Annotated in this window: 21 protein-coding genes and 1 riboswitch; of the genes, 11 read left to right on the top strand and 10 right to left on the bottom strand. The window is 66.1% G+C overall.

Annotation, left to right across the window (positions count from 1 at the left end; translation table 11 throughout):
- The first annotated feature begins 2 nt into the window (after positions 1-2).
- Positions 3-1,028, top strand: a complete 1,026-nt coding sequence (locus NCR35_RS06335; RefSeq protein WP_250533680.1) for a DUF1254 domain-containing protein — start codon at positions 3-5, stop codon at positions 1,026-1,028.
- A gap of 181 nt (positions 1,029-1,209) precedes the next feature.
- Here NCR35_RS06335 and NCR35_RS06330 read toward each other — a convergent pair whose 3' ends face one another.
- On the bottom strand, positions 1,210-1,491 hold the full coding sequence (locus NCR35_RS06330; RefSeq protein ID WP_250533679.1) for a hypothetical protein: 282 nt from the start codon (positions 1,489-1,491) through the stop codon (positions 1,210-1,212).
- Positions 1,492-1,661: 170 nt separating this feature from the next.
- Here NCR35_RS06330 and NCR35_RS06325 point away from each other — a divergent pair, with 170 nt between their 5' ends.
- Both NCR35_RS06325 and NCR35_RS06320 read left to right on the top strand, forming a co-directional pair.
- Entirely contained in the window at positions 1,662-2,009 is a 348-nt protein-coding gene (locus NCR35_RS06325) for a hypothetical protein (protein WP_250533678.1), read from the top strand.
- Between the two features lie 100 nt (positions 2,010-2,109).
- The gene (locus NCR35_RS06320; protein WP_250533677.1) at positions 2,110-3,357 is read left to right on the top strand and encodes an MFS transporter; all 1,248 of its coding nucleotides are present in this window, start codon (positions 2,110-2,112) and stop codon (positions 3,355-3,357) included.
- Positions 3,358-3,405: 48 nt separating this feature from the next.
- Here NCR35_RS06320 and NCR35_RS06315 read toward each other — a convergent pair whose 3' ends face one another.
- From NCR35_RS06315 to NCR35_RS06295, 5 genes are all read right to left on the bottom strand, one after another.
- Complete coding sequence (locus NCR35_RS06315) at positions 3,406-3,849, bottom strand: response regulator (RefSeq protein ID WP_250533676.1); 444 nt, start codon at positions 3,847-3,849, stop codon at positions 3,406-3,408.
- Between the two features lie 21 nt (positions 3,850-3,870).
- A complete protein-coding gene (locus tag NCR35_RS06310; protein ID WP_175939957.1) occupies positions 3,871-4,503 on the bottom strand; it encodes a response regulator in 633 nt (210 codons plus the stop codon).
- A 100-nt stretch (positions 4,504-4,603) separates the two neighbouring features.
- Positions 4,604-5,179, bottom strand: coding sequence for a ferritin-like domain-containing protein (locus NCR35_RS06305; RefSeq protein WP_175939956.1), 576 nt, complete (start codon positions 5,177-5,179; stop codon positions 4,604-4,606).
- A gap of 161 nt (positions 5,180-5,340) precedes the next feature.
- Positions 5,341-5,502 (bottom strand): DUF1328 domain-containing protein, encoded by a 162-nt coding sequence (locus NCR35_RS06300; RefSeq protein WP_040048814.1) that lies wholly within the window; start codon positions 5,500-5,502, stop codon positions 5,341-5,343.
- Between the two features lie 102 nt (positions 5,503-5,604).
- Positions 5,605-5,781, bottom strand: a complete 177-nt coding sequence (locus tag NCR35_RS06295) for a DUF1328 domain-containing protein (RefSeq protein WP_159835737.1) — start codon at positions 5,779-5,781, stop codon at positions 5,605-5,607.
- A 164-nt stretch (positions 5,782-5,945) separates the two neighbouring features.
- Between NCR35_RS06295 and NCR35_RS06290 the strand changes: the two genes are divergently transcribed.
- Together NCR35_RS06290 and NCR35_RS06285 are read left to right on the top strand one after the other, a co-directional pair.
- Positions 5,946-7,406, top strand: coding sequence for a sensor histidine kinase (locus NCR35_RS06290; RefSeq protein WP_250533675.1), 1,461 nt, complete (start codon positions 5,946-5,948; stop codon positions 7,404-7,406).
- Positions 7,407-7,560: 154 nt separating this feature from the next.
- Positions 7,561-7,695 carry an entericidin A/B family lipoprotein gene (locus tag NCR35_RS06285; RefSeq protein WP_040048920.1) on the top strand — a complete coding sequence of 45 codons (135 nt, stop codon included), beginning with the start codon at positions 7,561-7,563 and terminating at the stop codon, positions 7,693-7,695.
- 134 nt (positions 7,696-7,829) lie between these two features.
- Here the strand turns inward: NCR35_RS06285 and NCR35_RS06280 are convergent, their stop codons facing one another.
- Entirely contained in the window at positions 7,830-8,612 is a 783-nt protein-coding gene (locus tag NCR35_RS06280; protein WP_250533674.1) for a DUF4397 domain-containing protein, read from the bottom strand.
- Positions 8,613-8,941: 329 nt separating this feature from the next.
- Positions 8,942-9,895, bottom strand: a complete 954-nt coding sequence (locus tag NCR35_RS06275) for an EamA family transporter (RefSeq protein WP_250533673.1) — start codon at positions 9,893-9,895, stop codon at positions 8,942-8,944.
- A 304-nt stretch (positions 9,896-10,199) separates the two neighbouring features.
- Positions 10,200-10,342: riboswitch (TPP riboswitch) on the top strand.
- A 127-nt stretch (positions 10,343-10,469) separates the two neighbouring features.
- Here NCR35_RS06275 and thiC point away from each other — a divergent pair.
- The 6 genes from thiC (at position 10,470) to NCR35_RS06245 (ending at position 16,933) form a co-directional block, all read left to right on the top strand.
- On the top strand, positions 10,470-12,401 hold the full coding sequence (thiC, locus tag NCR35_RS06270) for a phosphomethylpyrimidine synthase ThiC (protein WP_244848328.1): 1,932 nt from the start codon (positions 10,470-10,472) through the stop codon (positions 12,399-12,401).
- Between the two features lie 256 nt (positions 12,402-12,657).
- Positions 12,658-12,870, top strand: coding sequence for a YMGG-like glycine zipper-containing protein (locus tag NCR35_RS06265; RefSeq protein ID WP_244848327.1), 213 nt, complete (start codon positions 12,658-12,660; stop codon positions 12,868-12,870).
- 209 nt (positions 12,871-13,079) lie between these two features.
- Positions 13,080-13,604, top strand: coding sequence for a hypothetical protein (locus NCR35_RS06260; protein ID WP_250533672.1), 525 nt, complete (start codon positions 13,080-13,082; stop codon positions 13,602-13,604).
- Between the two features lie 132 nt (positions 13,605-13,736).
- Complete coding sequence (locus NCR35_RS06255) at positions 13,737-14,015, top strand: hypothetical protein (protein WP_250533670.1); 279 nt, start codon at positions 13,737-13,739, stop codon at positions 14,013-14,015.
- A 205-nt stretch (positions 14,016-14,220) separates the two neighbouring features.
- Positions 14,221-15,822: an L-lactate permease gene (locus NCR35_RS06250; RefSeq protein WP_250533668.1), complete on the top strand. Its 1,602-nt coding sequence runs from the start codon at positions 14,221-14,223 to the stop codon at positions 15,820-15,822.
- A 172-nt stretch (positions 15,823-15,994) separates the two neighbouring features.
- Complete coding sequence (locus NCR35_RS06245) at positions 15,995-16,933, top strand: DMT family transporter (protein ID WP_250533666.1); 939 nt, start codon at positions 15,995-15,997, stop codon at positions 16,931-16,933.
- Positions 16,934-17,771: 838 nt separating this feature from the next.
- On the opposite strand, the gene arfB is transcribed toward NCR35_RS06245, so the two are convergent.
- Positions 17,772-18,179: an alternative ribosome rescue aminoacyl-tRNA hydrolase ArfB gene (gene arfB, locus NCR35_RS06240; protein WP_175939945.1), complete on the bottom strand. Its 408-nt coding sequence runs from the start codon at positions 18,177-18,179 to the stop codon at positions 17,772-17,774.
- Between the two features lie 30 nt (positions 18,180-18,209).
- Positions 18,210-20,888, bottom strand: a complete 2,679-nt coding sequence (locus tag NCR35_RS06235) for an AAA family ATPase (protein ID WP_250533665.1) — start codon at positions 20,886-20,888, stop codon at positions 18,210-18,212.
- Positions 20,889-21,017: the final 129 nt, after the last annotated feature.

Genomic DNA, 21,017 nt, shown 5'->3' with positions numbered 1-21,017 from the left:
GAGTGAGCGTCAAATCGAAAATCTTCGCGGCCGCGTTTTATTTCGCACTCCTGACGCTGGCCCGCGCCGAAGAAGCGCCGAAACCCGTCACGGTGGACAACTTCAACCGCGCCGAGAGCGATCTCTATTTCCGTCAGGCCGTATCGCGCGCGAAAGGTCTCGGGGCGTTCGATCACCGCCGGCTTCCCGCATCTGCCGATTCGCAAGTGGTCGTGCGCACCAATCGCGACACGCTCTACTCAGCGGCGGTATTCGATCTCGACGCCGGCCCGGTGACGGTCACGATGCCCGACGCGGGCAAACGTTTCATGTCGCTCATGGCGATCGACGAAGATCACTATGTCGCGGGCGTCTACTACGGCGCGGGGCGCTATCGCTTCGAGCGTCAGCGGGCGGGCACTCGCTATTTGCTGCTCGGCGTGCGCGTGTTCGTCGATCCGAACAGCCCGGCCGATCTCGCCAAAGCGCACGCGCTGCAGGACGCGATCCGCACCGAGCAGGCGAGCCGGGGCAACTTCGAGGTCCCGGCGTGGGATGACGTCAGTCAGAAAAGAGTGCGCGACGCCCTGCTCACGCTCGCGGCGATGCTGCCCGACACGCACGGGATGTTCGGCGCGCGCGGCGAGGTCGATCCGGTGCGGCACCTCATCGCGACCGCGTCCGGCTGGGGCGGCAATCCGGAGAAGGACGCGACGTACCTCACCGTCACGCCGCCCGGCAACGACGGCACGAAAGTTTATCGGCTGACGGTCAAGGACGTACCCGTCGATGCCTTCTGGTCCATCACCATGTACAACGCGCAAGGCCGTCTGGAGAAGAATGCGTACGACGCGTACTCGGTCAACGACGTGACCGCGAAGAAGAATCCGGACGGCTCGGTCACGGTGCAGTTCGGCGGGTGCGACGGCGTGATCCCGAATTGCCTGCCGACGCCGCCGGACTGGACCTACTGGGTGCGGCTCTATCGTCCTCGCGCGGAGATATTGACCGGCGCCTGGCGCTTTCCGGAACCTCAGCCGGTTCAGTAAGAGACAGCCTGCTTCCATGTCCTGACGTTCATGGTTGAGTCTGGGTACCGCGCGAACGGCGAATTCGAGTTCCGCGACTCGGCGAAACCGCCTGATATCAAGTAGGCGTCCCGACGCTTCGACGCGCGGCGGCGACCGGAAGGCCCAGGTTCCGTAACGCCCGCCGCACTTGGCCTCGCCGCTACAATCCATGCCCGATGATGCGCGAGACGTAGTGCCGCCCCCATGCCTCCCCATGCGCCAACGCCTCGGCGACCGTAGCGAACGGGCCGTGAGCCCCCGTCATTTCGCCGGAGTCCGTCGCGAGCGTCGAACCGTGAACCGCGCGCCCGTCGAGGCGCGTTACGCGCACACGGACCGCATAGCCTTCGGCGCCCGCTTCCGCCGCGGCATCGGCGGGCGGCGCTTTCGGCAAGGTGTCGAGGGCAAACACGTGATCGCCTACTTCAATCTCCTTTCGCATGGCGGCCGCCTCCGTCGCAAGCGCATTCGCCGATTCTGCTACCGCGCCGCCCCGTCCGACAAGCCGCCCGCGCTCGCGGCGCGAGGCTCGCGCCATGTTATAAAGCATCGCCGCACACTTACCTCACGCTCCGATGCGCGCGCCGCGTCGGGCATCGACCGACTGACCCGATGAACACACGCTCTCGCCTGCTTCTCGCCCTCTCGTTTCCGCTGATGTTGACGGCGGGCTGCACGTCGTACTACCGCAACGTCGAAACGTGCAAGGACAAGGCGCGCGCGGCGTACCCCGATGCGGCGAGCGCGCCGCTCAAGATCACCGGCTCCGGGGCCGCTTATCATGGTTCGCGCGTGGTCGTCCGAGGCGTCATCGCGACGCCGCCGACGCCGCCCGCAACCAGGAAGACGGACGTCCCCGCCGCAGCCGAATGCACGTTTAGCGAAACGACGCTCACCGGATTCCGGTGGCTCGCGCCCGAGAAGCTCGCGCCGAAGGCCGCCGCGGACGAAGACGAATGACGCGCGGTGTTCCGCCAGCGCGCTGAGCAAACGTCGCGCGTCTCCAGTATGATCGGCGGCTGGCCGAACGCCGCTTCCCGCCGTCCGACGGAACGAACTCATGTCCGCGCAATCGCATCAGCCGCCTCACTCATCGTCGCACGCTCACGCGCCTGAACCTCATCCACATTATTCGCGCGCCACGCTCTGGCTGCTCGCGACCATCGCGGGCGTATCGGTCGCCAACATCTATTTCAATCAGCCGCTGCTCGGCGACTTCCGCGCGTCGTTTCCGCAGGACGCGTATCTGATCGGCGCCGTGCCGACCGCCACGCAGCTCGGCTATGCCCTCGGCATGCTCGTGCTCGCGCCGCTCGGCGACCGCTTCGACCGGCGCATGCTGATCCTGCTTCAGCTCGCCGCGCTCGGCGTCTCGCTCGTCGCCGCATGCGCCGCGCCGACGCTCGCGGTGCTGGTCGCGGCGAGTCTCGCGATCGGCGTCGTAGCGACGATCGCGCAGCAGGCCGTGCCCTTCTCCGCCGAACTCGCGCCGGCCGCCGAGCGGGGCCACGCAGTCGGCACCGTGATGAGCGGCCTCTTGCTCGGCATCCTGCTCGCGCGCACGGTATCGGGTTTCGTCGCGGAGTACTTCGGCTGGCGCGCGGTGTTCGGCGCATCGGTCGTGGCGACGATCGCGCTTGCCGTCGTCGTGATGATGCGGCTGCCGAAGAGCCGGCCGACATCGACGCTTTCCTACGGCAAGCTGCTCGTCTCGATGTGGCATCTCACCGTCGAGAATCCCGGCCTGCGCGAAGCCGCGCTGACGGGCGGCGCGCTCTTCGCCGGCTTCAGCGCGTTCTGGTCGCTGCTCACGCTCTTGCTCGCGGGCGAGCCGTTTCACATGGGACCGCAGGCGGCGGGGCTCTTCGGCATCGTCGGGGCGGCCGGGGCGCTCGCTGCGCCGCTCGCCGGCAAGTCGGCGGACAAGCGCGGGCCGCGCGCGGTGATCTCGCTGTCGATCGGGCTGGTCGCGTTGTCGTTCGTCGTGTTCGCGTTCTCGGCGCGCAGCATCGCGGGGCTGGTGGTCGGCGTGATCGTGCTGGATATCGGCGTGCAGGCCGCGCAGATATCGAACCAGTCGCGTATCTACGCGCTGAAGCCCGAGGCGCGCAGCCGCGTGAACACGGTTTACATGGTGGCGTACTTCATCGGCGGCGCGGCGGGCTCGGGGCTGGCGTCGCTCGCGTGGCATGCAATGGGATGGACCGGCGTCTGTCTGGTCGGCCTCGCGGCGACGGGGCTCGCCGGTTTCAGTCATTGGCGCGGGCGCGAGCGGCGGCTGGTTTCGCGTCAGGTGCGCGGGGAGTGACGAGCCGCGACGACGGTTATGCGTAGGCTTACGCGAGTCGAGCCCTCCTCAAACCCGCTCCCGCGCGTACTCCCACAACGCATCGAGCACGCGATCGAACTCCAGCGACTTGTCGAAGAAATGCCGCGCGCCGTATTGCAGGCACCGCTCGCGATACGCCGGCAACGCGTGGTTGGTCAGCACGACGACGAAAGCGCCCTCGGCGACGCGCGACCGGTCCGCGTTCTTGAGCCACGCGAGTACGTCGATGCCCGAGCCGCGCTTCAGTTGCAGATCGACGATGACCGCGTCGAACCGCTGCGACGACAGAAGCGCGATAGCCTCGTCGGGCGCATCGGCGAAAGCGGTCACGCGCCACGGACCGAGCGCCTCGATCGCTTCGGTGAGACTGCGCCGAATCAGCGGCGAATCTTCGATTAGCAGCACCGCGAGCGGCCCGCCGCGCGGCTCATGCCGCCCTTTCGAATCGTCGGTGATGATGTGGTCGCCCACGGCAGGCATCCTCCGCAAGCACTATTCGATCAATCCGTTCTTGATCGCGTAGTACGTCAGATCGGCGTTGTTCGACAGCCGCATCTTCTCCAGCACGCGCGCCCGGTACGTGCTCACCGTCTTCACCGAAAGATGCAGTTCCTGCGCGATTTCCGTCGGAATCCGGCCGCCCGCGAGCTTGCAGAAGATCTGGAATTCGCGCTCCGACAGCAACTCGTGCGGCCGCTCGGCGGCGGGCTTGTCGAGCTTGTCGGCGAGCGCATCCGCGATGAATTCGGACAGGTAACGATGCCCGCGCGCCACCGTGCGAATGGCGCGCACGATTTCGTCCGGCGCGGCGTCCTTGTTCAGGTAGCCGTTCGCGCCCGCCTTCAGCAGGTTGATCGCGTATTGGCTCTCGGGAAAGCCCGATAGCATCAACACGCCCTGCTGCGGCCGGATCTGCTTGATGACCCGCAAGGTGTCCACGCCGTTCTTGTCCGGCATGGCGATGTCGAGCAGCACCACGTCGAACGCCGTTTCGCGTACGAGCGCGATGGTTTCATCGCCCGTCGATGCTTCCGCCGCCACTTCCATGTCCGGCTCGTCCGCGACGAATTGCCTGAATCCGCTGCGCACGATCGCATGGTCGTCGGCTATCAAGACTCGAATCATTCACGCCGTCCGCGCTGCTGTGATGAGAGAACGGTGATTCTACCGAGGCAGGCGTGAAAGCCATGCGCGGCGCAGCACGCACCGCGCCCAAGGCTCACGCCTAGCCGTTGCGGCCTTCCAGCAGGTCGGCCATGTCGTCCGCGTGCTCTTCCTCGACGGCGAGAATCTCCTCGAAGATGCGGCGCGTGGTGACGTCCTTGTCGCCGAGATAGCGAATGATCTCGCGGTACGTGTCGATGGCGATGCGCTCGGCGATCAGGTTCTCGCGAATCATGTCGATGAGATCGGCGCCTTCCTTGTACTCCGAATGCGAACGCGACTTCAGGCTGTCCGGCGCGAAGTCCGGCGAGCCGCCCAACTGCACGATGCGCTCGGCGAGCATGTCGGCGTGTTCCTGCTCCTCGGTCGCGTGCTCGGCGAATTCCTTCGCGACGGCTTCCGAGTGAATGCCCTTCGCCATGAAGTAGTGGCGCTTGTAGCGCAGCGTGCAGACCCACTCGGTGGCGAGCGCGTCGTTGAGCAGCTTGAGCACGGTTTCGCGGTCGGCGGCATAGGTCGACGTGACCGGGCCTTCGTCCATGTGCTGCCGCGCGTCGTTCCGGATTTTTTCCACATCGAGGACGAAAGCGTCCTTGGACTGGCCCGGCGCGGTCGATACAGCAGATGAATCGGACATGTGTTTGCTCCTGTGAATTGGGGGGATGGACGGATGCGTCCAGCGAATCGCCGTGCAGCTTCATAGCGTTCCGCTATTCGATCATCGTCTGCGATGCATGGCGCGTGCCCGCTCCGCTCCATCGTCCGATGAACGGGCGCGGGCACGACGATTCGGCAACGTCACGTCCTGAAGACACCGAGCAGCAGCGTCACGACGAACACGACGAGGAAAATATAAAACAGGATCTTCGCGATTTCAGCGGCGCCGGCCGCGATGCCCGTGAAGCCGAACACCGCCGCGATGATCGCGATGACGAAGAAAACGGCCGCGTAGTGCAGCATGGGACCCTCCTCGTGATTGTTCTACGGTCGTTCAAGGTCTGAGCCGGGCATGACGCGAACCGCCATCCCGGCATGGCAAAGCGTGGAACAAGCGATACGCCGCTAATCGACCGCTTTCTTGGTGATGACGAACCCCAGCACCAGAAACACGACGCAAAGAATCAGGAACAGTACGAACAGGAACTTGGCAATGGTCGCGGCGCCCGCGGCAATGCCCGTGAAGCCCAGCAAGCCGGCGATCACAGCGACGATCGCGAAGAACAGAGCCCATCTCAGCATGATCGCTCCCCGTAGGAATGGTTGACGCACTCATGCTAGCCGCGCGGTTTGCCGCGCGCATTCGGGCTGGCTCCTTTTTTGCTGTGAGAATCCACCGACATTTGCTTTCAAATCGGCTGCGCCACGCGCGCCATCTGCCTCGTCGCCGCATCGAGAACCACGTCATGAGCCACCTTCCTCACGCTGCGCTTGCCGGCATCGCGCAAGACGACGCTTCGCCCGCCCCGCCGGCGAGCCGCGGCACGCGCGCCGGATTCGCGCGCATCAACGAATGGATGCATCGGTATAGCTGGGCCGTCGCGATGACGGTGGCGATCGTGATTACCGTCGGCGGGCTCGTGATTCTGGAGTCGGGCCGCATGCGCATTGCCGCCGAGTACGAAACCGCGCTCGACGCCAAGAGCGCCACCGCGCAGCTTTCGGCGCTCGCGGCGGACATCGCGACGCTGTCGGCGCAGGGACAAGCGATCGCGCTGAAACCGGACGCCGCCTACAGAACGCAGTTCGACGCGACCGCCGCGCACGTGCGCCGCGCGCTCGCCACGCTCGATGCCTACTATCGCCGCATCGGCGACGACACCGCGCTCGCGAGCTTCGCGCACATTCGCGCGGCGGCCAACGACGCCATCGAGCGCGCGGCGGCGCCATCGGTCGCGCCTTCGGATGCATCGACCGACAAGGACATGACGCTCGACGCCGCGCTCTCGCTGTTGCGCCTGAACGAGGAGCAGCGCGCGCAACACGCGCTCGACGCGAGCCGCGCCGATCAGCGCATTTCGACGCTGTGCGTCGCGGCGCTGTGCGCGCTGAACATCGTGTTGTTCCTGCTGCTGTTTCGCAATCTCGGCATTCAGCTCGACAAGCAGGATCGCGTTCAACGCGAACTCATCACGCAGCAGGAGGAACTCGATCGACTCGTCTTCGAACGCACGCGCCAACTCGAAGCGCTCGCGTGGCATCTGCAATCGGTCAGCGAGGATGAAAAGACGCAGCTCGCCCGCGAACTGCACGACGAACTCGGCTCGATCCTGACGGCGAGCAAGATGGATGTCGCGTGGGTGCGCGGCAAGCTGCGTGAATCGGAGCCGGCGATGGCCGAGAAACTGTCGCGCGCCATCGGCAATCTGGATCAGGGCATCGCACTCAAGCGGCGGATCATCGAGGACATGCGGCCGACGGTGCTCGCCAATTTCGGTCTCGTCACGGCGCTGCGCTCGCTCGTGGACGAAGCCGCGCAGCGCAACGGCTGGACGGTCGAGGCCGATCTGCCGGACGACGAAGTGAAACTCGGCGAAGCCATCGAGATCGCGCTCTTTCGCGTGGCGCAGGAAACGCTCACGAACGCCGCGAAGTACGCGCGTGCGAGCCGCATCGGCATTGCACTGACGCTCGACCCGGCGAACGTCGCGCTCGCCATCGACGATGACGGCATCGGCATCCGGCCGCAGGACCTAAAGCGCACGCAGACGCACGGACTCGTCGGCATGCGGCAGCGCGTGTCGGCGCGCGGCGGGCGCTTCGAGATCGAACGCGCGACGCCGCACGGCACCAGCATTCGCGTGTCGATGCCGCGCGACCGCGTGCATGCGGACGTGACCGACGCGCCGACCCGCGCCGCCGCGTAGGACGATGCCGACGCGAAATGCGGAGTCCGCCGACACAAAAAACACATGTGTGCCTACAGCGCGCGCTCGGGCGCTTTTTTAAGATTATTCCACCGGTGAGGCCCATCGAACGAGCAGCGGCCAATCCAGACACTTCACTTCAAGGGGATTGAACATGACTCGAATCATCGCTTTGCTGCTGATCGCGGGCACCGCTGCGCTGGCAGGCTGCAACACCATCTCGGGCGCAGGTCAGGATCTGTCGAAGGGCGGCCAGGCTATCTCGAACTCGGCGGAAGAGCATAAGTAAGCCGGGCGCTTCTATCGACTCAGCGTAGTCCCTGTCATCTCGCCGCCTCGCGCGGCGAGATTTTTTTTCGTCCATTAAAAAACCCACCCGGCATCGCTCGGGCGGGTTTTCGTCACGGTCTGACGCGAAAGCGCTTACTGCGTATCCGGCAACTCCAGCGCCGGCGTCTGCGTGTTGCCGCCCTGCGCCACCAGCACCCGGATCTTGCCGGGCACGACCTGCGACAGCGCGTTGCCGGAAGGCAGCGTCGTCACGAGCCAGTCTGCGTTATTGCCGAGATTGAACGAAGCCGACTTGTACACCGGCGTCTTCGAACCCGGCAGCGTCGCGATCAGCTGATACGTGCCGCCGGAAACATAGATCGAGTCCTGCGTGCTCGCCGGGACCGCGCTCTTGAAGGCGACGCTCGGCATCGTCGCGTTGACCGTCGCGATGTCCGTCCCCGGCGCGACCAGATACAGATCGAGATTCTCCGCGTTCGCCGATGCGTTGAAGCCGCGCACGCGCGCGCTCGTCGACAGAAGACCCTTGTCGAACGGATCGTCGATCACGGCGATCGACGGCAGGAAGCCCGCGTCCGGCAGCGCGATGACCGTGTATTCGTGGCCCTTCGCCGCGTTGCTGATGCTCGAATCGGACGCGAGCAGGGTCGTCGTGTTCACGGCCGCGTAGCCGAAGTTGTGCTGGCCCGTGCCGATGTTCGCGAAGTTGGTCACCGCCTTGTAGCCGATGTTCGGTTGCAGCACCTTGCCGTTATCGTAGAAGTCGACGTTCGGGCCGCTCGGAATCGCGTGGACGAAATGAACCTGCGCTTGCGTGAGGCCGAGTTCCTTGCCGACGTCGTCCGAACTTCCGCCGCATGCGGACAAGAGCGAAGCGACGGCAGCGAGCGCCGTGACAGTGCGGATGAGCTTCATGTGCCACCTTCCTTTTTGTGATCGTTGATGGTGTCGTGAAGGCTGCGGACGGCGGGCGGCTGGCCCGCTACGCCGCGTCCTCGCCGCAAGGAACGCGTCTTTGTTTCATCGGGATGACGCGCCTCGCGGGTGGCGCACATGGAGCAACAGCCGTGCCCTTTTGCGGTGCGCGAGCCGCGCGACTTCGGCTGGAAGCCTTATCGCGCAAGGCTGCCGCTTTCATTAGAGGATTCGTTCGGGGCGCGAGCGCGCAGCGGCACGTGCGCGCCTTCGAGCGCAGCGTGGGCGTCGTTCTTACAAGCGAGGCGAACGCAACGTCGAAAAAGCGATCACACCAACCCGCGCCTTCGATAATCGAACCAGAAAGAAAGCGCGACGCTCAGCAAAATGACGACCGTCGCAATGACGGTCCAGCGCGTGATCGCCTCGCCGAGCAACAGCGCGCCGAGCAACACCGCGACCACCGGATTCACGTACATGCAGCTACTCGCGATGATCGGGCTCGTATGCCGGATCAAGAAGCCGTAGGCGACATACGCGGCCATCGTTCCGACGAGCATCAGATACAGAAACGACAGCCCCGGCACGAAGCCGATGCCCGTTAGCCGCTCGCCAGAGAGCAACGCCACCGTCGTCGAAATGGAACCGCCGAGGCCGATCTGGAGCGCCGTCGACATGAAGAGGTCCGACGGCAGCTTGACGCGGCTCGCCAGATGCGCCCCGCCCGCCCAGAAGATCGCGCCGCACAGAATCGCGATGCTGCCCGCGGTGGAGCCGGAGCCCGAGTCGCCGTGGTTCAGCAGCACGATGCCGACGAGCCCGAGCCCGACCGCCACCCACTCGCCGTTCGCAATCCGCCGGCCCGTGAGCGCGGCGATGATCGTCGCGAAAAGCGGCACGGTGGCGACCATCACGGCTGCGGTCCCGGTCTCGACGGTGCGCATGCCGTAGGCGAGCATCCCGCTCGACAAGCCGACGAGCAGCGTGCCGACGAGCGCCGCATTGCGCGCTTCGGCCAACGTCGGCCAAACCGGCTTGCGGCGCGCGGCGAACACGAAGAGCCCGATGCCCGCGAACAGATTGCGCAAGCCGGAAAGCAGAAGCGGCGGAAACGACGCGAGCGACAGATGCACGGCGAGATACGTCGAGCCCCACACGAGATAGACGACGGCGAGCGCGAGCGCGACTTGTCCCTTGTGCGAACGCGGCGCGCGAAACGGAAAACGATCGGGCAACGAAGAAGGCAGACGCGGCAGGCGCGGCAGGCGCGGCGGCTTAGACATGTGTTATCCGGCCAGCGTGCAAGACCGAGCCGTGTCTTCGATCCGACAGACGGCAACCGAACGGGCGAGAAAAGCGTCGCGACAAACGAGACAGGACGACATGGCGAAACAGTTGGATGCGAACGCGGGCGCAGAGAGAAACAGCGGGCGACGCGGGGCGTCGATTGCGGCTGCCGGGCGGTCAGGGAAAACACGCAGGCCGGGGCGAGCGACATTATGCAGTAAGCGCCCCGCGCGATCGACGAATCGCCGGACGAATTTTCAGATGGTTGCCAACACGCCACGCTGCGGTGTATGGTGGCGGCTGCTAACGCGGGGGTCCTGCGTTGCGCATCGCGATTGCGGCCGGTTTCATCGAGCGCAGTCGCCTCGCGCGGCGCGGGTGAGAAATACCCTTTGAACCTGATCTGGATAATGCCAGCGCAGGGAAGCGTTCGGGTTTCGACAGTCGCGCCGCATCAGACTCCTTCTTCCGAACCCGTACCTTTCCGTCTCGTTCCTCCCTGTTTAGCTCCTGAGTCAGCCGAGCGCTGCAACGCTCGCATGTCAAAACGTCCCACAGGAGAGACAGCACATGAATGCCAATCCCAAGTTTCTGTCGGAAAACGCCGTCGTCGACGCCGCCGCCATCGCGCCGCTGCCGAACTCGCGCAAGGTCTACGTGACCGGCTCGACGCCCGACATTCGCGTGCCGATGCGCGAGATCACGCAGTCGGACACGCCGGACGGCTTCGGCGGCGAGAAGAATCCGCCGGTGTACGTGTACGACACGTCCGGTCCGTACACCGATCCGGACGCGAAGATCGACATCCGCTCGGGACTGCCCGCGCTGCGCGCCGGCTGGATCGAGAAGCGCGGCGACACGGAAGAACTCGCGGGCCTGTCGAGCGAATTCGGCCGCGAGCGCGCCGCCGATCCGAAGACGGCCGAACTCCGCTTTCCCGGCCTGCACCGCAAGCCGCGCCGCGCCGTCGCCGGCAAGAACGTCACGCAGATGCACTACGCGCGCGCGGGCATCATCACGCCGGAGATGGAATACATCGCCATCCGCGAAAACCAGCGTCGCGCCGAATACCTCGAAAGCCTGCGCAAGAGCGGCCCGAACGGCGAGAAGCTCGCGCAGATGATGGGCCGCCAGCATCCCGGACAGGCGTTCGGCGCGGCGGCATTCGGCAAGGACGCGGCAAAGGAAATCACGCCCGAGTTCGTGCGCGACGAAGTGGCGCGCGGCCGCGCGATCATTCCCGCGAACATCAATCACCCGGAAAGCGAGCCGATGATCATCGGCCGCAACTTCCTCGTGAAGATCAACGCGAACATCGGCAATTCGGCGGTCAGCTCGTCCATCGGCGAGGAAGTCGACAAGATGACCTGGGCGATCCGCTGGGGCGGCGACACGGTGATGGACCTGTCCACCGGCAAGCACATCCACGAGACGCGCGAGTGGATCATCCGCAATTCGCCGGTGCCGATCGGCACGGTGCCCATCTATCAGGCGCTCGAAAAGGTCAACGGCAAAGCCGAAGACCTCACGTGGGAAATCTTCCGCGACACGCTCATCGAGCAGGCGGAGCAAGGCGTCGACTACTTCACGATCCACGCGGGCGTGCGGCTGCAATACGTGCCGCTGACGGCGAACCGCATGACGGGCATCGTGTCGCGCGGCGGCTCGATCATGGCGAAGTGGTGCCTCGCGCATCACAAGGAGAGCTTCATCTACGAGCACTTCGAAGACATCTGCGAAATCATGAAGCAGTACGATGTCTCGTTCTCGCTCGGCGACGGCCTGCGCCCCGGCTCCATCTACGACGCGAACGACGAAGCGCAGCTCGGCGAGCTGAAGACGCTCGGCGAACTGACGCAAGTCGCGTGGAAGCACGACGTCCAGGTGATGATCGAAGGCCCCGGCCACGTGCCGATGCAGCTCATCAAGGAGAACATGGACCTGCAGCTGCAATGGTGCGACGAGGCGCCCTTCTACACGCTCGGGCCGCTCACCACCGACATCGCGCCGGGCTACGACCACATCACCTCGGGCATCGGCGCCGCGATGATCGGCTGGTTCGGCACGGCGATGCTCTGCTACGTGACGCCGAAGGAGCACCTCGGCCTGCCGAACAAGGACGACGTGAAGGAAGGCATCATCACGTACAAGCTCGCGGCGCACGCGGCGGATCTGGCGAAGGGGCATCCCGGCGCACAGGTGCGGGACAACGCGCTCTCGAAGGCGCGCTTCGAATTCCGCTGGGAAGACCAGTTCAATCTCGGCCTCGACCCGGACAAGGCGCGCGAATTCCACGACGAAACGCTGCCGAAGGACTCGGCGAAGGTCGCGCACTTCTGCTCGATGTGCGGCCCGCACTTCTGCTCGATGAAGATCACGCAGGACGTGCGCGACTTCGCCGCGAAGCAGGGCGTGAGCGAAACCGACGCGCTCACCCACGGCATGCAGACGAAGGCCATCGAGTTCGTGAAGAAGGGCGCGGAAATCTATCAGCCGACCTGATGCGCCGTCTTTGACGGACTGAAAGCCTGACCCGAAACGGCCTGTCGCGCGGCGAGTGCGGCAGGCCGTTTTGCTTGCATCATTCCCGGTCGAAGCCTTGTGCGACAAGGCTGATAGCTCATTCAGACGATTCGGGCATCTTTCCTGCTGTCTCTTGGACGAACCGGCGAATAAACGCGGCATGCGCGCCGGACCGTCGTCTTGTCCGGGAAGTTGCGCCGCAGCCGATTCGTTCCATCATCACTGGAGAGTCGACATGAAAAACATCAAACAAATCGGCGCCGCAGCAATGCTCATCGCTTCTTTCGCCGGACTGACCGGCTGCGACAACATGACCACGCGTCAGCGCGACACCGCCATCGGCGCGGGCGTCGGCGCAGCGGGCGGAGCCGTGATCGGCGGCAGCGCGCTTTCGACGCTGGGCGGCGCGGCCGTCGGCGGGGTCATCGGCAATCAGGTCGGCAAGTAAGGCCGCAGCGCATCGAGCGTGCGGCGCGACATCGTCGGGGCCGCACGTGTTTCAAGTCTGTTACAGGAAGCGATACCAGCCATCGTTCCCACCGGGCGCATGCCACGCGCCATGCATCGATCGACTAAGCTCCTCTTTAACGGACCGGATCGGTTCTATCGAGACCACTGAACCGGAAGAGTCCCGCAGGCAATTGAAGGAGCAGCATCATGATGTTCGCACGCATCGTCCACGCGAATAGCGGCATGGCCGCGATCGCTGCGGGACTTCTGGTCAGTGGCTGTTACTACCCGTATCCCGACTACCCGGCCGCAGGTTACCCCACTGTCAGCGCCGTCTATGCGCAGCGCGAATTCGCGCTGCCGGCCAACGCAGCCTCGGGCGCATCGGCCGTGCCGGGGACCGGCATCGTCTACTCGACCGAACAGGTGCCCTACTCGGCCGTCTACCCCTATGCCGGCTACCCCTATGCCGCCTACCCCTATGCGGGCTATTACGGCTATCCGTATTACCCGTACCGTTATCCGGCGTTTTACGGCTACGGCTATCCGGCGATCTCGGTCGGCTTCGGCTACTGGGGCGGCGGATGCTGCTGGGGTCACGGACATGGTTGGCACGGCGGCGGCTGGCACCACGGCGGCGGGCATGGCGGCGGGACATGGCAAGGCGGCCATGGCGGGTACGGCGGCGGCTGGCACGGCGGGGGCGGTCATGGAGGCGGACGCGGCCACTGACTCGGGCCGCAGCTGTTCGTCCGCGTTACAAAAACTGGCGGTTCTCCGCCCGCCATTCGGCGCGCCGTAACGATCCTGAAACGTTTTCTGCCGACTGGCGCTCGGCGTGCCGCGTCCTCGGCTTCGTGCGCTGTGCCACTTTCCTTTTCCGACAAGGCTTTGGCGGAATTTGACAGACCATTGGCACGTTTCTGGCTATTCACCGTCCCTATTTACCGCGATGCGACGGCACGCCGCCGTCGCGCACTTCACGTTCTCGGGGAACAGGACATGATGGCCTTCGTGTTTTTTCTGCTTTGGATGCTCGCGTCGATCGCGCTCCTGACCGTCTGGGTGTTCCGGCAGACGCCGCCCGTCAACCGCGACAGCGGCGCTGCCGCGGCAGCAACGGCCGCAGCCGTGGAAGGATGAGCAACGCCTGATCGAATCCGACGAACCCTGTCGCGTACGCGGGCTTTCACCGCTTGACGCGGCTCATCGGTCACCTATTCTTAGTGGGCGTGTTACGCCGGCGCTTAAGACGGCGCACGCCGGGCGTGAGCGACTGAAACATCGAACTCCGCGCGCATGGCGGCAGCGACCGCCGCTTCGCCAACAAGAGAAGAAAGGAGACTCGATGTTCCATCAGCTACTCACGCCCATTGCCGGTTCGCTGGCGCTGTCGTTCATCGTGGCGGCGCTGCCGATCATCATCGTGCTGGTGCTGCTTGGCTGGGCGCGCCGACCCGCGTGGCAGGCATCGCTCGCGGGACTGATCGTCGCGCTCATCATCGCTGTCGCGGGCTGGAAGTTCCCGGTCGGCCTCGCGCTGAATTCGGTCGCGGCGGGCGCCGTCTTCGCGCTCTGGCCGGTCATGTGGATCGTGTTCGCGGCGATCCTGCTGTACAACGTCGCGCAACGCTCCGGGCGCTTCGAAGCGTTTCGGCTCTGGATGGTCGATAACCTGCCGAACGACAGGCGCATCGTGCTGGTGGTGATCGGCTTCTCGTTCGGCGCGCTGCTGGAAGGCATCTCCGGCTTCGGCACGCCGATCGCGATCACGAGTTCGCTCCTGATCCTGCTCGGCTTTCCGACGCTCGAAGCGCTCACCTTCACGCTCATTTTCAACACGGCGCCGGTGGCCTTCGGCGCGCTCGGCGTGCCGATCACCGTGCTCGGCGCGGTCACGCACCTGCCGACGGACGCGCTCGCGAAAATGGTCGGCCGCCAGTTGCCGCTTTTCGCATTCTTTCTGCCCTTCTACGTGATCGCCGTGTACGCGGGCTTTCGCAACATGATGCGCGTGTGGCCCGTGCTGCTCGTCTCCGGCGGCACGTTCGCGCTGACGCAGTTCGTCACGTCGAACTACATCAGCTATGCGCTCACGGACGTGCTGTCGTCGCTCGTCTCGCTCATTCTCACGATTGCGTTCCTGCGCGTCTGGAAACCCGCGCCCGACGAACGCTTCGCGGTGAACGTCGATCGCGCGGGCACGACGCGCACCGCGCTCTCGGGCGGGCAAGGCTGGCTGCCGTGGATCGTGGTGTCGATCGTCGTGATCGTGTGGACGGTCGCGAAAATCTTCCTGATCGGCGACGTGAAGGTGTCCTGGCCGGGGCTCGACAAGGTCGTCTACATCACGCTGTACAACCAGCCGTACGGCGCGATCTGGGACTTCCAGCCGCTCGCCACGGGCACGGCCATTCTGGTCGCGGCCATCATCACGGCCGCGCTCGTCAAGCTGCCGGCGCGTGAATTCGGCGCGGCCATCGTCGATACGTGGGTGCAGACGCGCATCGCCATTCTGACGGTGGCGACCATCGTCGGCCTCGCGTATCTGATGAACTACTCGGGCATGAACTACACGCTGGGTCTGGGCGTGGCGTCGGTCGGGCCGCTGTTTCCGCTCGTTTCGGCGTTTCTCGGCTGGGTCGCGGTCTTTCTCTCCGGCAGCGATACGTCGGGCAATGCGCTCTTCGGCAACCTGCAAGTCGTGGCGGCGCACCAACTCAATCTCGATCCGGTGCTGATGGCGGCGACGAACTCGTCCGGCGGCGTGATGGGCAAGATGATCTCGCCGCAGAACATCTCGACGGGCGTGGCGACCACCGACCTGAAGGGCAAGGAAGGTCTCGTGTTCGCGCGAACCTTCAAGCATTCCATTCTGCTCACCATCATTCTCGGCGTGCTCGTCTGGCTGCAACAGAACGTGCTCACGTGGATGATTCCCCCGCACTAAGCACGCCCCCGCGCCCCCGCGCCCCCGCGCCCCGCTCGGCGACGGGGCGCGTTCCTGCTTTGTTCCTGCTTTGCTCCTGCTTCTTGCGGTCTCTTTCGACGAACGCTTCGCGGCGCGCGGCGCGGTGTAACATGCGCGGACTTTTATCAGCAGGCAAGCAGTCCGCAACGTCATGTCCATCGTCAATTTGTTTCAATTAGTCGTCCTGGCCGCCATGTGGGGCGCGTCGTTCCTGTTCATCCGCGTGGGTGTCGTCGAGTTCGGCGTCGCGCCGCTGATGGCCGTGCGCGTGGGCATCGGCGCGTTGTTTCTCATCGCGATGCTGCTCGCGCGGCGCCCGTTGGCCGACACGCTCTCGACGTTGCGCAAGCGCGCAGTGCCGCTTTTCGTCGTCGGCATTCTGAATTCGGCTGCGCCCTTCTGTTTCTTCGCGTTCGCGGAACTGACGCTGTCGGCGGGTGCGACCTCCGTCATCAACGCGACGACGCCGCTCTGGGGCGCGCTCGTCGCCTACGTGTGGCTGAAGGACCGGCTGACGACGATGCGCACCATCGGCATGGCGATCGGCTTCGCGGGCGTGCTGCTGCTCGTGTGGAATCAGATCGCGACGCCGGGCGCGCACGACGCGGCCGCGGCGGCGCTGCCAGTGCGCGGGCTGCTGGCGGCGGCTGCGGCGCTCGCGGCATCCGCCCTCTACGGCGTGGCGGGCAACTTCGCGAAGAAGTACCTGATGGATGTCGACGCGACCACCAACGCGGCCGGCAGCATGATTGGCGCGACCCTCGCCCTTGCGCCGCTCGCCGCGATGACGTGGCCCGCGACGCCGATCTCCGCGCATGCGTGGGAGGCGGTGATCGCGCTCGGCGTGTGCTGCACGGGCATCGCGTATTTCCTGTACTTCGGGCTGGTGGCGTCGGCCGGCCCGGCCCGCGCGATGACGGTCACGTTCGTCATTCCGCTTTTCGGCATCTTGTGGGGCGCGCTTTTCCTCGACGAGCACGTGTCGCTCGTGATGTTGGAAGGATGCGCGGTCGTGCTTGCCGGCACGGCGCTGGCGACGGGGGTGGTCAAGCGGATGCCGTTTGGGGCGAGGAAGTCGCTGGCGCGGTAGTTTTCGGGCTCATTGCGCTGCGTCGCGCGGGATCGCGCTTCGCTTCGGCGGCGCAGTGCGGGCCTCCTTTCTCTCGATAAACGCGCGTCGCTTGCGATGAAGGACGCGGGAGCACGGCGCTGGCCATCCTCCCCCGCGGTGTCGCGCTCGCGTCGAGCGTCGCAATTTCGAATACGCCCACGCGATCGCCCGAGAGGACCCCCGTGGAGTTGTCGAGTGTATGCCGGCTCAGCATCCGCGCCCCGGCTCCCGCGACGCCCGTTGTTGAGCTGATGCCGTCGAGCGGGCGACAAGCGTTTTCCCGCTCATCTTTCCGCCCGCTCGAACGAAGTCGCGCGGGTTTGCACTTCACTTTCGCCGCGCAGCGCAGCCCGCGCTCCGCTCCCGCGACACCTGTTGTTGAGCGGATGCTGTTCAACGCGGCGACAGGCGTTGTCGCGCAGTTCGTTCCACCGTTTGAACGAGCCGCGCGGGTTCGCGCTCCGCTTTCGCGGCGCAGGGCAGGCCGCCGCCATTCCCGATGATCACGTGTTGCTCGTGAGCTTGAAGTGATGCGGAGTTATGCTCGCGAAGACGGCGCTGGCCACCGGAACTGTCAAGCGGATGCCGGCTCGGCATCCGCGCTCGGCTCTCCCGGCGCATTAGAAGCCACGAGCACGTCCCGCTCGCGATGCGCGCGCAAACGACACTGGCGGCGGACGTCATGGAGCGCTTGGCGCATCTTCCCGCTCTATTCGTCGCGCACGCGAAGCAACAAGCACGTCCCGCTCGCGATGCTCTCTCGAACGACACGGGCGGCGGCCGTCATCGAGCTTGCCTTTTGGCGCTCCGCCTCGCTTTACTCGTCCCGCACGCGTCCGCGCCCTGCTTTCACCGCGCCGCGTTTCACTTTCCCTTCGACACGGCGAACCTGCGACGCACGCGTGGGCTTCGTCGCGATGCGTTTGCGACGCGTGACGCTCACGCTGCGAATGAGTTCGTCCAGCCGCGCGAGCGCCGCGGCGCGATTCATGTCCTGCGTGCGATGCTCCTGCGCCTTGATGACGATGACGCCGTCGCGCGTCACGCGGCTATCGGCGAGCGCGAGCAAACGCGCCTTGATGTGCTCCGGCAGCGACGACGCGCGAATGTCGAAGCGCAGGTGAATGGCGCTCGACACCTTGTTGACGTTCTGCCCGCCCGCTCCTTGCGCGCGCACCGCCGTCAACTCGATCTCGCCCGGCGCGATCGCGAAGCTATCGGTCATGAAAGTGACTCCTTCGAATAGGCGCGCGCCTTAAACCCCGGCGCTCGCGCTCATCAACCGCCGCATTCTCGCCGCGAGGCCGGAATCGCGGCGCGTCGGCGCATCGACCGCCTGCGCGAAGATATCCGCCGAGCCGATCAGCTCGATCCGGCGCTTGGCCCGCGTGATGGCCGTGTAGACGAGTTCGCGCGACAGCACGCGCACGAAGCTCCCCGGCAGGACGAGCGCCGCCTCGTCGAACTCCGATCCCTGCGACTTGTGGACCGTGAGCGCGAACGCCGTATCGTGCGGCGGCAGCGCGGCGGGCGAGACATAGCGCAACGAGCCGTCGGCCATGCGGAATGCCACGCGCAGCGCGCCGTCCGCGCCCGGCAGCGCGATGCCGATATCGCCGTTGAAAAGCCCGAGCGCATAGTCGTTGCGCGTGACGATCACCGGCCGCCCGGCGAACCATTGTGCGCCGAGCGCAAGCGCAATGCCCGCCTGCTCCCGCACTTTCGCCGCGATGCGGGCGTTCACTTCGTCGACGCCGCGCGGGCCTTTGCGCGTCGCGCATAGCAGGCGAAAGCGGTTCAGCGCGTCGAAGAGCCGGGCTTCGTCGTCCTGTGCACCGACTGAATTCGAGCGCCGCGCCTCGAGTACGGACGAGAGCGCGTCGGCGTACGGCGCGAATCCTGTGGCCAGATGCGCGAGCGTGCGCTCGGAGAGCGTGGCGTGCGCGTCGTCGAAAAGCACGGCGGCTGCGTCGTCACTCGTCGCGGGCGATTGCCGGATATCGAGCGCGGCGAGGGCAGCTTGCGCATCGCCGTCGCGGATGGCGATCGACAAGCGGCCGATCGCCGAATCCAGTCCGAAGCGGTAGTTGCGCGCGAGCCAGACGACGCAGTCGGTGAGCGGGGCGTTGGTGTGGTCTGCATCGTCGGCCCCGGTGCGCCTCCCTCGCTCGTCATGCTCGTTGTGGCCGTAGTGCACATTTCGGCCGTTGCGCTCATTGTGGCCCTGATGCTCGTGGTGCCGATCCCCCTGTTCGCTGCGTCGGTCCTGCTCGCTGTCGTCGGTTTGCTCGCCGCGCTGATCACGCTCGTCGCACTGCTCACGGTCGTCGCGCTGGTTTCCCTCGTCACGACTGTTACGCTCAACTCGACGGGCGCGCTTCTCGGACTGATCGCCCTCGCGTTGCTCGTTAAGCTCGTCCCGCCGTTCGCGTCCCGCGTTTTCATCCCGCTCATTGCGCTTGTTCGGCGCCTTCTGCTGAATTCGCTCGTCGTCCACGTTCCGCTGCGCACCGTCGCGACGTTCGTCTTCCGGATACGTCTCCGTGTCGATGGTGGCGAAAAGGTCGGCGTAGCCTTCGTCATCGAAAACGGCTTGCGTGCGCGACGCCGATCCCGCTCGCAACGCCGCAGCCCTGCCGGCCGGCGCAACGGGAGTTGGCTCATCGCGTCGCGCGTCTCGCGGCGCGAACAAGTCTCCGTCGTCTGCGCTGTGGGTCGCCGCAAGCCCCGCGCCGCTCGCTTCGCCGTCCGAATCGTCGTCTGGCGAAGAAACCCAAGGCGAACCAGACGGCAACGCCGCAGCCATACTGGTCGGCGCAACGCGAGTTTGCTCATCGCGTCGCGCGTCTCGCGGCGCGAACAAGTCTCCCTCGTCTGCGTCTGGGGTCGCCGCAAGCCCCGCCGTGATCGCTTCGCCATCCGAATGGTCGTCTGACGAAGTAACCGAAGGCGAACCCGACGGCAACGCCGCCCGCAACCGCGCATAGTCCACGCCGAGCGCCTCGGCAATGCGCCGCGTGCCGCCCTGGCTGAACGACGGCTGCGCGCTCAGTTCCGCGAAGACCGCGCCCGCTTCGACCGCGGAAAGCTGGTCCTTGTCGCCGAGCATCACGAGCCGGCTCGTCGGCGCGACCGCTTCCAGCAGATGCGCCGCGAGCGCGACATCGATCATCGACGCTTCGTCGACGACGATCACGTCGTACGGCAGCGGATTGTCCCGATGGTGCCGGAAGCCGCCGTCCGGCAGCACGCCCAGCAGTCGCTGCAGTGTGAACGACGTGCGCGGCAAGCGTTGCGCGAGTTCGGACGGGAGCTTGTCCGCGCGCTCGATCAGCGCCTCCTGCATGCGCTGCGCGGCCTTGCCGGTCGGCGCGGCAAGCGCGATGCGCAGGTTGGGATCGGCGTCGAGCAGACAGGCCAGCACGCCGACCACCGTCGTCGTCTTGCCGGTGCCCGGACCGCCGCTCACGATGGTCAGCCATCCCGCCAGCGCCACGAGCGCCGCGACGCGCTGCCAGTCGATGTCATCGCCCGCGCTCGGCCCGAAATAGCGCGCGATGCGCTCGGCGTGCGCCGCCAGCTCGCGCCCGGACACCGTCACCCGCGCGGCCTGCGCCCGCTCGACGAGCGCAAGCGCGAGCCGCCGCTCGTAATCGAAGTAACGCGCGAGATACAGCCGGCCGTCCTCGTCGATGACGAGCGGCAGCAAATCCGCCGCCTGCATCGGCGACTGCGTGCGCGCGAGGCTCGCGACGCCGCTCGCAAGCAGCGCCTCGCGGACCTCGCGCGCGCGCCCGCCGTGACGGCGCGCGAGCGCCGCGAGCGGCATGCAGACGTGGCCGAGCGCGGTCGCACTGCTGATCGCGAGCGCCGCGCGTTCGGCCCATGCGACGGCATCGGCGCTCGCACCGGAGCGCCGCGACAGTTCGGCCATGGGGCGCGCGCAGCCGAGGGCGCGCGCCGGGCGGTCGTGCCCGAAGCGCGGCGGCGGCGGGGGCGGGTGGCTAGTTGTGAATGCCTGGCACCGCCCCAAAACCGGGCGAGGGGGGGGCCGCAATCTGCC

Origin of the sequence: Caballeronia sp. AZ10_KS36, assembly GCF_023631105.1 — a bacterium.
In the GTDB taxonomy this organism is placed as follows: Bacteria; Pseudomonadota; Gammaproteobacteria; order Burkholderiales; family Burkholderiaceae; genus Caballeronia.
Note: the sequence above shows the minus strand (reverse complement) of the source record. Positions and strands in the feature narration are given on the sequence as shown.

Bases quoted from the DNA above. Each gene is read 5' to 3' on its own strand.
- NCR35_RS06280 (WP_250533674.1), bottom strand. From the start codon at position 8,612: ATGAAGCTCATCCGCACTGTCACGGCGCTCGCTGCCGTCGCTTCGCTC.
- NCR35_RS06295 (WP_159835737.1), bottom strand. From the start codon at position 5,781: ATGCTGAGATGGGCTCTGTTCTTCGCGATCGTCGCTGTGATCGCCGGC.
- NCR35_RS06285 (WP_040048920.1), top strand. From the start codon at position 7,561: ATGACTCGAATCATCGCTTTGCTGCTGATCGCGGGCACCGCTGCGCTG.
- NCR35_RS06310 (WP_175939957.1), bottom strand. From the start codon at position 4,503: ATGATTCGAGTCTTGATAGCCGACGACCATGCGATCGTGCGCAGCGGA.
- arfB (WP_175939945.1), bottom strand. From the start codon at position 18,179: ATGACCGATAGCTTCGCGATCGCGCCGGGCGAGATCGAGTTGACGGCG.
- NCR35_RS06275 (WP_250533673.1), bottom strand. From the start codon at position 9,895: ATGTCTAAGCCGCCGCGCCTGCCGCGCCTGCCGCGTCTGCCTTCTTCG.
- NCR35_RS06325 (WP_250533678.1), top strand. From the start codon at position 1,662: ATGAACACACGCTCTCGCCTGCTTCTCGCCCTCTCGTTTCCGCTGATG.
- NCR35_RS06260 (WP_250533672.1), top strand. From the start codon at position 13,080: ATGATGTTCGCACGCATCGTCCACGCGAATAGCGGCATGGCCGCGATC.
- NCR35_RS06330 (WP_250533679.1), bottom strand. From the start codon at position 1,491: ATGCGAAAGGAGATTGAAGTAGGCGATCACGTGTTTGCCCTCGACACC.
- NCR35_RS06265 (WP_244848327.1), top strand. From the start codon at position 12,658: ATGAAAAACATCAAACAAATCGGCGCCGCAGCAATGCTCATCGCTTCT.
- thiC (WP_244848328.1), top strand. From the start codon at position 10,470: ATGAATGCCAATCCCAAGTTTCTGTCGGAAAACGCCGTCGTCGACGCC.
- NCR35_RS06320 (WP_250533677.1), top strand. From the start codon at position 2,110: ATGTCCGCGCAATCGCATCAGCCGCCTCACTCATCGTCGCACGCTCAC.
- NCR35_RS06305 (WP_175939956.1), bottom strand. From the start codon at position 5,179: ATGTCCGATTCATCTGCTGTATCGACCGCGCCGGGCCAGTCCAAGGAC.
- NCR35_RS06250 (WP_250533668.1), top strand. From the start codon at position 14,221: ATGTTCCATCAGCTACTCACGCCCATTGCCGGTTCGCTGGCGCTGTCG.
- NCR35_RS06300 (WP_040048814.1), bottom strand. From the start codon at position 5,502: ATGCTGCACTACGCGGCCGTTTTCTTCGTCATCGCGATCATCGCGGCG.
- NCR35_RS06290 (WP_250533675.1), top strand. From the start codon at position 5,946: ATGAGCCACCTTCCTCACGCTGCGCTTGCCGGCATCGCGCAAGACGAC.
- NCR35_RS06245 (WP_250533666.1), top strand. From the start codon at position 15,995: ATGTCCATCGTCAATTTGTTTCAATTAGTCGTCCTGGCCGCCATGTGG.
- NCR35_RS06235 (WP_250533665.1), bottom strand. From the start codon at position 20,888: ATGGCCGAACTGTCGCGGCGCTCCGGTGCGAGCGCCGATGCCGTCGCA.